Below are 13,888 nucleotides of genomic sequence, written 5' to 3'. Positions count from 1 at the left end.
ACGAGGGGCTTGTTACAAATTTGATGCGTATTGTCCCGCATTCTGGCAGCGTTTAAAAGGGCTCCTTTAACCCTAAATTAACAACTGAAAATAGATATGCAGCCAGCTGTGATAAAAACGATTAAACGCCTTTAAATCCCTAGGTTAAGACTCATAGTTATGCAACAAAATTTTTTTAACCCGCGTTATTTTAGTATGCCATCTACCACTTCTGACCTGTCGTAACTCGGCAATCCCCTTTCACTGCACGACCAGAACAATGTCTCAAAAAAACTAGATTTAGTCCTGCATACCTCAGTTTTGTATCAGTGTTCATGGTAAAATTCCGGCTTTCTTAGCAACGGATAATCGTTTATGGAAGCCTGGCTTATTCTTGGTGCTGCGGTACTGGTGGCGAATTGCATTCAGGCCGCGACCGGCTTTGGCAGTATTGTCATTGCGATCTCTATTGGAGCTCTTTTTTTACCCATTCCGGCTATGTTGCCTGTGTTGGTTCCGCTTAATGCAATCATCACTGCCTATATGGTAGCGCGGTATTATCAACACGTTCAGTGGCAGACCTTTCTTGGACTTATCCTACCGCTGATGATTAGCGGCCTGGCGGTGGGGGTTTTCGCTTTATCCTACCTGGATAACCGATATCTGAAAGCACTGTTTGCTCTATTGGTTATTTGGTTTGCCAGTCGATCTCTATGGGCCATATATCGCCATAACAGTGCTAATTGCCACCATCCTTTGGTTACCCGGCTACTCGTGTTCGGGGCTGGTATCACCCACGGCATGTTTGCCAGTGGCGGACCTTTGTTGGTATATGGACTGGCCGGTACAACGATGGATAAAGCCCAATTCCGGGCCACGCTCTTGCTGGTGTGGCTAACCATGAATATTAGCCTGACCGCTTGGTTTGCTTACAATGGCAAACTGTTTATAAACGCTGATAAAATTCTTTGGCTGCTACCAATGGTGTTGTCTGGAGCCTGGCTAGGCAATGCGCTTCATCACCGTATTCCGGAGTTAACCTTTAAGAAGCTGGTCCTCGCGATGTTAATGATTACTGGTGGCCTGTTGCTAGGCAGTAGCATTTAAACACCGATTCGGATTGCGCAATCAGACACAAAAAAGCCAGCATTTAAGCTGGCTTTTTACTATTAAGACAGAAAACTACGTATCTTTGCTTTGCTTACGCCAGAACAGCGCTGACAGAGCCGGCAACACCAAAATCGCTCCAAGCATGTTCACCAGGAACATAAAGGTCAGTAGGATCCCCATGTCCATCTGGAACTTCAGGCTGGAGAATACCCAGGTGCTCACACCGATTGCGAGCGTTATGCCGGTAAAGAGTACCGCACTGCCCCGTTCCTTCAGAGCTTCAAAGTAAGCCTGGCGCACCTGCATGCCATCCTTTAATTTGTCACTCATGGTCGACAAGATGTAGATCCCATAATCTACACCGATGCCCACGCCCAGCGCGATTACTGGCAGAGTCGATACGGTCAAACCGATTTCCAGCAGGGTCATCAGTGCCTGAGCCAGTACCGACACCACATACAGTGGTACCACCACCGCCAGCGTGGCACGTAAAGAACGGAAGCTCAGCAGGCACAGAATGATCACCGCACCGAATACATAAGCCATCATCGGCATCTGTGCCGCCGATACGGCTTCATTGGTGGCCGCCATTACGCCGACCGGGCCAGAGGCCAGCTTAAACTGCAGTTCCTCGGTCTCATATTGCTGGCGATATTCCTTCACGGCCTCCACCGCACGGCTGATGGTTTCGGCCTTGTGGTCTTCCATGAATAAAATCACCGGCATAACGGAGCAGTCGCCATTCAGTAAGCCCGAAGAGGTGTCTACCCGAGCAATGGCCTGAACCAACGTCTGCTGATTACGGGGCAGCACTCGCCATTTAGGGTTCCCTTCGTTATAGCCAGCATTAATCAGCTTAGCCACTGAGGCAAGGCTCACCGCTGATTGCACCCCTTCCACATTCTCCATCTTCCACTGGAAATCGTCGATGGCGTTCATGACTGAATGCGAGGTACAGGCCGATGGCGTGCTCTCGACTATTACCGACATATAATCCACGCTGATGGCGTATTTATCGGTTATCAGGAAGGTATCCTGATTATAACGAGAGTCAGCATGCAATGCTGGGGCGCCTGCATGAAGATCACCGATCTTCATCTGCTGCGACTGATAAAAACCCAGGGCAAACAAGATGGCGGTCACCGTCAAAATACCATAGGCAACCTTGGGTCGTGAACAGTGAGCAATGCCATCCCAAAAGCGATCGGAGCGCTGTTCCTTATCCTTAAACCTAGCCTTGTATTTATCGCCCAGCTTAACGTAAGACATCAGTACCGGCAGCAAAATCAGGTTAGTCAGTATAATCACCGCCACACCCATACTGGCAGTAATGGCCAACTCCCGAATGATACCTATCTCAATGACCAGCAAAGTCATAAAGCCCACGGTATCGGACAACAAGGCCACGCCCCCCGGGATCAGCAAGGTTCGGAATGCTCGCTGAGCACCTTCTTTGACCGTCATGCCAGAAATCACCCGCTTACCTACCGAGTTAATCATCTGAACCCCGTGGCTGACGCCAATGGCAAACACCAAAAAAGGCACCAGAATGGACATCGGATCGATACCAAAACCCAGCACCGTCAATAAACCAAGCTGCCATATAACCGCAATCAACGAACAGGCAAGTGGCAGTAGCGTCAATAGCATCGACTTAGAAAAGAAGTACACCATCAATGCGGTGATAAGGATGGCAACGGCGAAGAATAGTAATACATCCTTGGCACCATCGGCCACATCGCCCACCATCTTCGAGAAACCGATGATGTGAATACTGATTTGTTCGTCTTCAAACTGATCGCGGACCTTGGTCTCCAGTTGCTCGGCAAACGCCAGAGTATCCAACGGCTCACCGGTATCTGGATTGATCTCCATTAACTGGGCGGTCACCATGCTGCAACTGAAATCGTCGGAGACCATGCGCCCAACGATCCCTGCTTTAGAAATGTTTTCCGAGACCTGCTGCAGACCCCGCTCACTCTTAGGCGAGAAGTCTGCCGGAATGACCGGACCGCCCGAGAACCCCTCTTCCACCACCTCGGTAAAACGAGTAGACGGGCTATACAGAGATTTGACCTGTGAACGGTCAACGCCAGGAATAAAGAATAACTGATCATGCACTGCTTTGAGGCGCTCAAAGAAGCGCTGATTAAAGATATCCCCTTCCCGGTTACACACTGACACCAGGATGTTGTTGGCGCCACCGAAGCTCTCACGATGCTTCATATAGGTTTGCATGTATTCATGCTTTAGCGGGATATTCTTAGTAAAGCCCGCATCCAGCCGCAGAGCCGTCGCCTGCCACAATAATAAACCGGTCAATACGGCAAATAAGGTCAGCACCCAAGCTCTGTGACGAAAGATAAGTACTTCAAAAAAATCAATAAATCGGGTCATAATAAATCTTTAGTATCAAACACCTGAATACCCACCTCCGTGACGGCCACCAGGCGACCGTTAAAAGGTACTGCGTTAAGAATGGCTTTTTCTTCCGGCCACTGAGATAACTGATTCTGCGCGCCTATTTGCAGCCGATATCCCTTATTGGCCACCAGTAACGCTCCACCATTTGGCAGAGGCACCACTGAATTAAAGGTCGAGTCGATGCCAGACTTGATTTTCTGCCATTGGTTACCATCAACCAGTTCAAAGGCGTTGCCTCTCAGCCCCGCGGCGATCACCCGCCCACTCAGGGTAATATCGATTCCGAAGAACGAGCCATAGTAATTGATGGGCATACGCTGCCAGCTTTGGCCTTTGTCACTGCTCTTAGCGATGGTGCCCATTTCCGCAGCCAGGTACAAAGTCCCATCCTCACCCCGAGCCACTCGGTTGAGATGCGGGAAGATCGACCCGACTTCAATCTCATAAAACTCTGGATCATTTTCCTTTAAGTCCAGCAGGTATTCCTGATCCATCTCGCTGAGTAACGACAGATGACGTTCTTTCTGCCAGTTCTGCCCGCCATCCACCGTGCGATAAAACAGGCCATAGGCGCCGATGGCAATGCCACTTTGATCATTAAAGAAATACAGATCCATCAGCGGCTTTTGCAGTTCTATATCCTGATGCACCTTTTTCCAGCTCATACCACCGTCATCACTGTGCAGGATGACCGCATCATGGCCCGCCGCCCAGGCATGGCCATAAGCACTGAATACGGTGGTCAGGGTAGACTGGGTCGGTACCGGGCGTTGCTGCCAGCTCTTACCGTCGTCGGAGATCAGAATATGGCCTCGCTCTCCCACGGCAATCAACCGGTTGGCCTCGGTCTTTGTAATATCCAGGAGCAAAGACTGGTCAGCCAAAGGCGCGATAAAACTTTGCTTATCCTCGGCAAAGGAAGGCCAAATTAACATCCAGCTCAGGATAAACAATACTGCTGCGCGTTTCATAAATTGCTTTTTTCCTTAGAGGGCTAAAACAAAAACGGTTGGCAGTGCCAACCGTTTACCTGCGTTATTAACGAATGCCGGACCGTCGTAGTGCCTGAGGCGTAAACTCTCGCTCACTCGGTTCAACGGTAAAGTCGTACATCTGAGCTTCGTTGTCCAAGCCCAGCGCCAGGTAGCGACGCGAGTTCAGATCGTGATAGACATCCAGCGTCGACCACAAAGTGGGCACCTCATAATAATTGATGGCATAGGCCATGGCATTACGATAGAGCTCATCGCGGTTATCGTACATATCGGTGACCAGGATTTGCCAGCTGTCCTCGTCAATGTAGAACACCCGCTTTTTATAAATATGACGGAACTCGTCTTTCAGGTTCGCTTCCACTACCCATACGCGGTGCTTCTCATAACGAGTCAAATCCGGGTTAATATGACCGGGTTGTAAAACCTGATCATAGCTCAACTCGTCACTGTGCAAGCGGTAGTTATTGTATGGGACATACATCTCTTGCTTGCCAACCAGCTTCCAGTTGTAACGATCCGGTGCACCATTGTACATATCAAAATCATCAGAGGTACGTAAGCCGTCGGAAGCCGTTCCGGGCGCATCATAAGCTACATTCGGAGCCTTGCGAACACGGCGCTGGCCAGTGTTGTATGTCCAGGCGCGACGGGGCTCTTTCACCTGATCCATGGTTTCATGAACCAGCAATGCAGTCCCTGCCAAACGCGCAGGCTCGGTGACCTGTTGTTTAAACTTCATGATGATGTTTTCTTCGGTCAGTTCCGCCGGCGTGGCGTCCTTGTCGGCATAATTGACCAATAATATATCGTCGAAGCCTACCAGGTTATAATCGCCTGAGGGCGTTGGGCCTGCCTGGCCGCCATAGCGCTGAATCGCTTGTCCACGATAGCGCAGGATATGGTTCCATATCACTTCCAGACCATTTTGCGGGATCGGAAAAGGCACACCAATGGCAGCATTTTTCACGCCGTTACCACCCTGAGCCAATTCGGCCCGAGTGGCGTTAGCTTTGGTCGCCTCATACACAAATTCTGGATTAGCAGCGGTACGACGAGTCTGGTAAACCGGCATCTTGAAGCTATCCGGGTAAGCCTTGAACATGGCTTTTTGACCTGCCGAAAGATAATCGGCGTACTGACTCATATTTTCGGCCGTAATCGTGAACTGCACCTTGTCCTCAGGGAAAGGATTAGGGTGATGATCCCCTACTTCGTAACCCGCCGGTGGCTCAGTGATACCACCAGTCCAGGCCGGAATGGAACCATCCTCATTACCCGCTTTCTTACCACCTAATGGCGTTAATTCATTACCGAGTTTGGCCGCTTCCGCTTCAGACACTTTGGCGTACGTGCCGTGAGCACTTAACGCCAGGCCTAGAGCAGCTGCGACTAGGGCTAATTTTCTCATACTTCTGTAACTCCCTAGATTGAATACTTAACGTTCAGAGATATAAAGTCTCTGTCTGCGAGTGAGTTGGTGGTTCCGACACCACCCCAATAGTTATTGACCGACAAGCTGGCCGACCAACGACTCAGATAATCAAAGTTCACCGACAGGCTGGACGACTTACGATCTTCCACAAACAGGAACATAGGATCGGGCGTAATACCGTCCACATCGTGAGCAAACGTCGCTCTGACTGACATATTCACGCCAGCGTAAACGTTATTAAAATCCGCCTTCGCCAACAGCCGGTATCCCCACGCGTCTTCGGTAGGGAAAGGATTGGTTTCAGGGCCATTTGACAAGCCAATATGCAAACCTTCTTTACCTTCGAACTCGCTCGCACCGGAGCGTGAGGTGCCCGGGCCGTTTAGGCGCAGAAAATCGGGATCGGGAAAGTCACTGATATTCACATAACCGACTTCACCCAATACCGTCAAATTGTCAGTACCCAGAGTGGGACCAAACAAATGAGTCGCGGTTAACTGCATCTGAGTGGTGTCTGTCCTAATAAAGCCCTGAGCTGTCTCGCCAGGTCCCGGCACATAACCGAGAAAATCATTAAGCTGGGAGATATTGGCCAAATCCGGTCGCAGGCCAGCATTGGCTAGCTGCTGTGGCATCCCCGCATACAGCAATTCAACATCATCGATTTGCAGTGGCTCATCCTCACGGTAAGCAATTTCCCCGGCCAGCGCCGTATTACCCACGTAGGTATTGAAGCTAAAGCCATACAACTTAATATCTTCAGGGAAATAGAATTGTGCCTTGGTAAAGGCTTTGAGGTTGGTAATGTTGTCTTTGGTTATGGTGTTTTGAGCCATATACTGCAAGTCACTCACCAGACTGCCCTGACGGAAGTCAGAAGTTAACCCTGAAATCACAGGTCTCTGAGAGTGATAATTAATATGGTAGAGACCAAACTCAGTCGCGTTCAGTTCTTCGGCATAATAAGACAGTTTAATACCGTACTGGCCACTATCGCTGGCTTCTACATCCGCAGCGTCACTGTACCCACGCACCGCCACCTTTGTTGGGAAAGCCAGATAGGCCTGAGCCAGTGCCGGGTTTTGAGTGGCCGCAAACTGGTCGCCGATGGAGTTTAAGTTAGCCAACAGAAAGTCCAAATCGATGTCTGGATTACCCGAAAAACCTAACTGAACATTCGACGCCTGACCGCCCTCACCAGCAAAGTCATTGGTGGAAAAGTAACTGCCGTTTTGTGGTAAGCGGCTCTTTTCCCACTCGTACTGATAGTACATAGAAAGACCAAGGTTGGCCGTCAGCCCCAACTGGGCGTATAGCATACCGACTGGTATGAACACTTCTTTAAGCTCAGACCCCGGCGCGACAGCGCGAGACACATCCACTGGATTGATGGTATTGATACCATGCTGAATAAAGGTACTTTCGCCCCAGCTGACGACCTGATCGCCCAAGCGAATGGAAACCGGCACCTTGCCAATTTCAAAGTCGGCATAGAAAAACGCATCCAGTAAACGGACATCGGCGCATAGTTCTTCTTTGGCCTCGTCGTCTTCACAGGGGTCTACCCGACTATCCAGTCCCGCCTGTTGCGATACAGGGTTACGCCATGGACGGTCACCATCCATCAATTCAAAGTCGTAGAAGTACATCCCACGGACAAAGAGTCCCATGTTGTCATAACGAATATCCAGATCATGAGTGCCTTTGAATTGGGTCGAAAAAGCCTCGCCTGGATCGTAGTTCAGGTTACCGTTATCACCATTGGTTGAATAGGCGCCGTCCACAGTACTCCATATGTCTGCCGACGGGTATACCACCTGGCCAGCAGCCGGGTTGTAGCCCGTCCAGTTAAACACCGGATTGTTAGCCTGACCTATGAGGTCGAAATCCCGATCTTCGATCCGGTAGCTGGTCCCCAGTGAAAAACTGGAGTCAAAACTGACATCCACGTCACCGAACCGCCAGTTGGCAGCCTGTGACGAGGCAGCCGTCAAGCCCATAAAGGCAGCGACACCTATTGCCAGAGGCGTTTTGGTAAAGTTGCGAGGCCCTTTATTCATCGTTGTTATTCTCCCCTGTCCTACAGGTTGGTGTGTATCTAGCTGGCGCTCAGAAAGAGAGTCCAAATTAACAAAATGATTACATCATTTTAGGGTATAAGCAAGAACAAATCGTACCAGTTGACCATAGCGCATTCTTTTGTTTTTTCAATCGGTTAATAATGCTTCGATAGCAACGGACTGGCAGGAACGATAGCGTTAACCGACTCGCTCAAAGGATTGAATCTTATTGTTCTCGTCGGTCAATAACCGAAATCGCCCCTGGATTCCGGTGTGACCGATAAAGGGCCTGAGGGTATAAGCGGGCACTTGGACCCGCTCACCGCTCTCAGCCATCAAAAGCGCATGTGGGGTACTGGCGTGATAAAAGTGAATGCACTCATCATAGGCCAGATTGAGTCGGAAGAAATAGGCTTTCATTTCCCCTTTTCTCTTCTGTCTAACCTTTTAAGGCGCGGGTCACTTTTTCGTACAGGTCACGGCTAAGCGTCGCCTGCTCTGCCAGTCGCTCTAGTTGTTGGCGCATGTGCTGTTGCCGGCCCAAATCAAAGCGTTTAAATGCCAGCAGCGGCGTAACCAGCCGCGATGCCACCTGGGGATTAACGCTATCGAGGTTAAGCAGGTAATCGGTTAACAGGCGATAGCCACGTCCATCGGCCTGATGAAAGGCTTGAGGGTTGCGCATCGCGAAGGGCCCCCAAATCGCACGCACTTTATTGGGGTTGTTAATACTGTACATGGGGTGCTCCATCAAGCTTTCCAGCTGCCCGGCCATATCGTCTTGAGGGCGACTGGCGTGCAGGCTAAACCATTTATCCATCACTAGTGAGTCTTTACGCCAAAGCTGTTCGAAGTCGCTCATCAGACTGTCAAACAAAGACAGATTCGCTTGCTGGCAGCCGGTCAGCACACCCAGAGTCTGAGTCATATTATCGCTGTCCTGATACACCTGCTGCAGTTGAGTTTCTGCCTCCGGCAACTCACTATGAGCCAGATAAAACATGGCCCGGTCCAGCAGACGTCGCCAATTAGCCTGTTCGGCAGTATAGGCATAATCCTGCTTAGGTCGCTCATCCACAAGCTGTTGCCACTGAGTGGCAAACTCCTGCGCCAGCCGGGTCACTATCAGCTTGCGGGCTCGCAGTAGGCCGTCCACATTCACGATATCCTGCTGTTGGCTTAGGGTATCGAAACTGGGAAGCATGAGCATTTCAGCGAGTAAAGCAGCGTCCTCAGGCGGGCTTTTTAATAGTTCAGCAATCAGTTCAGACAACGCTTCTGACACCTGTTCCGAACTGTTACGCGAGCTATCCTCAGCCAGTTGATGAATGTGCTGACTAAACAGAGTCTGACACGCATCCCAGCGCACAAAATCATCCTGCCCTTTTAACGCGATGCGAATCAGGTCGCTGTCGGCAATGGTCTGTTTTACCTTCACCGGTGCAGAAAACCCTGTCAGGCAAGCGATAGCGGGGTTTGATGCGACATGATCAAAACAAAACCGCTGCTCAGATTCGGACAAGGATAAGACTTCAGACCGACTGCCGTGCTCGTCCACAAGTTCAACCCCAAAAGGGATCGGCAGCGGCTGTTTATCGGCCTGATCCTGAGTCGGCGGAGTATGTTGACTCAGGGTCAAGATCAGCTGCTGATGTTTTGCGTCGTATTCCGACTGCACGGTGACCTGAGGCGTACCAGACTGACTGTACCAACGTTTAAACTGTTCTAAATCGACGCCATTCGCATCGGCCATGGCCTGCACAAAATCATCACAGGTGACGGCCTGGCCATCGTGGCGCTCAAAATACAGATCCATGCCTTTTCTAAAGCCACCCTGCCCCAGCAAGCGCTGCAACATGCGTATTACCTCAGCGCCTTTGTCATACACGGTCACCGAGTAGAAGTTATTCATTTCCATGACCTCTTCAGGTCGGATGGGATGCGCCATTGGGCCGGCGTCCTCGGCAAACTGATGTTCGCGGATGACCCTGGCCTGCTTAATTCTGACTAAAGCTGGTGAGGCCATGTCGGCGCTGAATTGCTGATCCCGGAACACCGTTAGCCCCTCTTTCAGGCTCAGTTGGAACCAGTCTCGGCAAGTGACACGATTGCCGGTCCAGTTGTGAAAATATTCATGGGCGATCACCGACTCGATATTAAAGTAATCATCGTCAGTCGCTGACTCGGCATCGGCCAGTACGAACTTGGCGTTAAAGATGTTCAGGCCCTTATTTTCCATGGCGCCCATGTTAAAGAAGTCCACGGCCACGACCATATACACACCTAAGTCGTATTCCAGACCATACACCTGCTCATCCCATTGCATGGCTTTTTTCAACGACGCCAGCGCATGATAACCGCGATGGCGGTTGCCCTTGTCAACGTAAAGTTCCAATGCGACTTCTCGTCCGGAGCCTGTGGTATAGCGGTCGGTCAGACAGTCAAAGTCGCCGGCCACCAAGGCAAATAAATAACAGGGTTTAGCGAACGGGTCCTGCCAGCGCACCCAATGGCGGCCGTCGTCTAAATCACCGCGCTCCACCAGATTGCCGTTGGACAACAGGCTCGGATATTTGTGCTTATCGGCGATCACCTTAACGCTGTATTTGGCCATCACATCGGGTCGGTCCAGAAAATAGGTAATACGCCGAAAGCCCTGAGCCTCACATTGAGTGCAAAAGGTCCCATCAGACTTGTATAAGCCTTCCAATGCCGTGTTATTGGCCGGATCAATCTCCGTAACCACTTTGAGTTCAAACTGCTCGGGCAAATCCGTTAAGACTAGCGCGGTATCGGTTTGCTGCTCTGGTGTTTTATCCTCTCCATCTACGGTCAGTGCTAAAAGCGTGAGGTGTTCACCATCCAGTTCAAGCACCGCCTGGGTCTCGCCCTGACGCACCACCTGTGATACCGCCGTTACCCGAGTCTGATGATCCTCAAGTTCAAAGGTGAGATCCACGTCGGTAATGGTGTAAGCAGGTGGCCGATAATCGGCCAGACGCATAGACTGATGAGGTTGAGACATATAAAGGCTCCTACCGCTTAATTGGAATTCGAGTTTTCTACTGCCTGCTTCGCGTATTCGGGCGGATCGATACGCAGTATCTTGATGCCGACATAGGCATAAACGATCGACAACACCAAATTAATCAAGTTAAAGAATGCATAGAAAATATACTCAAAAGGATGCACCATCAGCACGCTATGCATGTACGCGCCACAGGTGTTCCAAGGGATAAGTGGCGAGGTGATAGTACCGCCATCTTCCAGACTCCGGGACAGATTCAATTGGTGCAACCCTCGCTTACTGAACTCCTCCTTGTACATCCGACCTGGCATCACAATGGCCATATATTGATCGGCAGTAATCAGGTTAGTGCCGATGCACGTCAGGATGGTACGGCTTATCATAGCTCCAGCCGTGTCGGCGCCTTTAAGGAACGCCGATACCGCCCGTTTGAGCAAGCCAATTCGTTCCAGAACGGCGCCAAAAGACAACGCACACATAATCAGCCAGACCGTATTGAGCATACTGGCCATGCCGCCGCCGCTGAGTAAGCTGTTTAGCTCCTCACTGCCTGTATTCAGGCTCACGCCGGCATACAGGGTTTGCCAGATTAATGACAGATCCGCCACCAGGTTGCCTTCTCCATTACCCAGCTTATTCACCAGTTCAGGTTGGAATATCAGCGCCCAGACGCCCCCTAACAGGGCTCCGATGGATACCGCGGGGAAAGCGGGCATTTTCTTAATGGCAAGGGTTAATAACACGATCAACGGGATCACCATGGCAAAACCCAGATTATAGTTGTCGTTTAACAACGTCTGCATCTGTTCAATTTTTTCCAGTGAGGCACTGCCGGATTCATTCAGGCCAATAATGAGAAAGGCGATGAGCGCCAGAATGAAGCTCGGTACCGTTGTCCACATCATATACCGAATGTGTTCAAACAGCTCTGTACCGGCCACTGCGGGGGCCAGGTTGGTGGTCTCCGATAAGGGTGATACCTTATCGCCAAAGTACGCTCCGGAAACAATGGCACCGGCGGCCACCGCTTCCGACATCCCCATACCACTGGCAACACCGATTAGAGCCACACCCACGGTAGCGGCCGTGGTCCAACTGCTACCAATACTCATCGCCACAATGGCGCAGATCAAGCATGAGGCAGCGTAGAATACCGAGGGGTTAAGCAGTTCCAAACCGTAATAAATCAAGGTTGGCACGGTACCGGCCAATAACCAGGTGCCAATAAGCGCCCCCACCGACAGCAGGATCAATATGGCCCCTAAAGACAATGAAATGCCATTGATAATGCCTTTTTCGATGTCATGCCATTGCATGCCATTCTTAAGACCGATCACCGCAGCAATGCCCATCGACACCAACAAGGCAATCTGATTGGGGCCGTAGGACGAGTCATCCCCAAAAAGATAGACCGATGAGGACAGAAGGAACACCAAAACCACGATGGGAATCAGTGCATCAATCAAGGAGGGTTCGCGGTGTTTTACCATCAGACTAAAGCTCCGTTATTGTTGTTGTATTTTTAAGCCACTGAGCGGTAGAACATCAGTAGGATGACTACAGGGCACACAAATCGCACATACCAGGGCCAGATTTTCCAGAACAGTCGCTGCTCTGCCTGATCGTCGCTGCGCTGAAGCTCCTGAAGAATCTCATTGCGACGCCAGACCCAACCGGCGAAAAGGCACAGCATCAACCCCAAAAGAGGCTGGCTATATTCGGTAGTCAGCATGATCACCAGACCAAAGAGCTGCTCAAAGTTGAGCATAATAAGAGTGCTGATAACAAAGATAACCGCCGCAATCAGGATCACCGCTCCCTTTCGCGGCAGACGTGATTTTTCTACCACGCAGGATACCGGCACTTCCAACATGGATATGGATGAGGTGAGTGCAGCGATAGACATAAGCACAAAAAATGCCAGACTGACCATGACCCCCATGGTGCCCATAGTATCAAACAGCGCCGGTAATACGGTAAAGATAAGGGTATCGCCGGCGATCAGAGCACCGCTATCATTGAAAATCTGTACACCGTTGTGCAGGGCGACATACATGGCAGGAATGATCAGAAGGCCCGCAAGTATCGCCACACCAATATCCACCAAAGCTACCGACGCGCCCAGCGAGGGCAGTTTTTCCTTATGGCTGACATACGAACCGTAGATCAGCATGGTTCCCACCCCTAACGACATAGAGAAAAACGCCTGGCCCATGGCACTGATGAGCAAATTGGCATCCCAAACCCGGCTAAAGTCAGGCAGTAGATAGGCCTTGAGTCCTTCTGTGGCACCGGGCTGGGTCATCACATAAGCAAACAGTAAAGCCATAATCAAAAACAAAGTGGGCATCAGACGCACCGACCAGCGTTCGATTCCACCGCTTACGCCACCGATAACGATGCCCGCAGTCAGCGCCATAAACAGGGCGCAAAATACGATATTACGACTGTCGGAAAACGTCACCAACCAATCGGCCAGAGAGTCTAAACCAGTGATATGGGCCAGAGCCTGGAAGGCAAAGGCCAGCATCCAGCCAGCAACAATGGCGTAAAATGCCAGAATAAACGAGACGGTAACAATGCCCCACAACCCAACTGCGTTACCAAACTTAGAACGGCTCACCTTGCCCAAGGCGTCTACCACATTAGCGCCCGTAGCCCGGCCTATCATCAACTCCGCCATCAACACCGGATACGCCAGCACGAAGGCCAGAATCAGATACACCAACACAAAGGCTGCGCCACCGTTGCTCGCGACCTGCGTTGGAAACCCCCAAATGTTGCCCAGGCCAACAGCCGAACCGGCCGCCGCCATAATAAATCCTACTCTCGAAGAGAATTCGCCCCTAGAATTCATAAT

At 50.8% G+C, this 13,888-nt stretch carries 9 protein-coding genes; 1 reads left to right on the top strand and 8 read right to left on the bottom strand.

The genetic code is table 11. The features are described from left to right. Positions 1-354 precede the first annotated feature (354 nt). Positions 355-1,086, top strand: a complete 732-nt coding sequence (locus HMF8227_RS07095; RefSeq protein ID WP_109339512.1) for a sulfite exporter TauE/SafE family protein — start codon at positions 355-357, stop codon at positions 1,084-1,086. A 75-nt stretch (positions 1,087-1,161) separates the two neighbouring features. Here the strand turns inward: HMF8227_RS07095 and HMF8227_RS07090 are convergent, their stop codons facing one another. The 8 genes from HMF8227_RS07090 to HMF8227_RS07055 form a co-directional block, all read right to left on the bottom strand. Continuing rightward, positions 1,162-3,486 (bottom strand): efflux RND transporter permease subunit, encoded by a 2,325-nt coding sequence (locus HMF8227_RS07090; protein WP_109339511.1) that lies wholly within the window; start codon positions 3,484-3,486, stop codon positions 1,162-1,164. Further along, positions 3,483-4,484: a YCF48-related protein gene (locus HMF8227_RS07085; RefSeq protein WP_109339510.1), complete on the bottom strand. Its 1,002-nt coding sequence runs from the start codon at positions 4,482-4,484 to the stop codon at positions 3,483-3,485. Before HMF8227_RS07085 ends, HMF8227_RS07090 begins: the two co-directional genes overlap by 4 nt. Positions 4,485-4,551: 67 nt before the next feature. Next, positions 4,552-5,916, bottom strand: a complete 1,365-nt coding sequence (locus HMF8227_RS07080; protein ID WP_109339509.1) for a DUF1329 domain-containing protein — start codon at positions 5,914-5,916, stop codon at positions 4,552-4,554. A gap of 14 nt (positions 5,917-5,930) precedes the next feature. After that, positions 5,931-8,000, bottom strand: coding sequence for a DUF1302 domain-containing protein (locus HMF8227_RS07075; RefSeq protein ID WP_109339508.1), 2,070 nt, complete (start codon positions 7,998-8,000; stop codon positions 5,931-5,933). Between the two features lie 198 nt (positions 8,001-8,198). After that, positions 8,199-8,420, bottom strand: coding sequence for a DUF2835 family protein (locus HMF8227_RS07070; protein WP_109339507.1), 222 nt, complete (start codon positions 8,418-8,420; stop codon positions 8,199-8,201). Positions 8,421-8,439: 19 nt separating this feature from the next. Further along, the gene (gene pepN / locus HMF8227_RS07065) at positions 8,440-11,025 is read right to left on the bottom strand and encodes an aminopeptidase N (protein ID WP_109339506.1); all 2,586 of its coding nucleotides are present in this window, start codon (positions 11,023-11,025) and stop codon (positions 8,440-8,442) included. Between the two features lie 17 nt (positions 11,026-11,042). Beyond that, positions 11,043-12,518, bottom strand: coding sequence for a Na+/H+ antiporter NhaC (nhaC, locus tag HMF8227_RS07060; RefSeq protein WP_109339505.1), 1,476 nt, complete (start codon positions 12,516-12,518; stop codon positions 11,043-11,045). Positions 12,519-12,550: 32 nt separating this feature from the next. Next, a complete protein-coding gene (locus HMF8227_RS07055; RefSeq protein ID WP_109339504.1) occupies positions 12,551-13,885 on the bottom strand; it encodes a sodium-dependent transporter in 1,335 nt (444 codons plus the stop codon). Between the last annotated feature and the right edge of the window lie 3 nt (positions 13,886-13,888).

This window comes from Saliniradius amylolyticus, assembly GCF_003143555.1.
Taxonomy (GTDB): domain Bacteria; phylum Pseudomonadota; class Gammaproteobacteria; order Enterobacterales; family Alteromonadaceae; genus Saliniradius; species Saliniradius amylolyticus.
The sequence above is the reverse complement of the archived record's forward strand: the minus strand, read 5'-3'. Positions and strand labels throughout refer to the sequence as shown.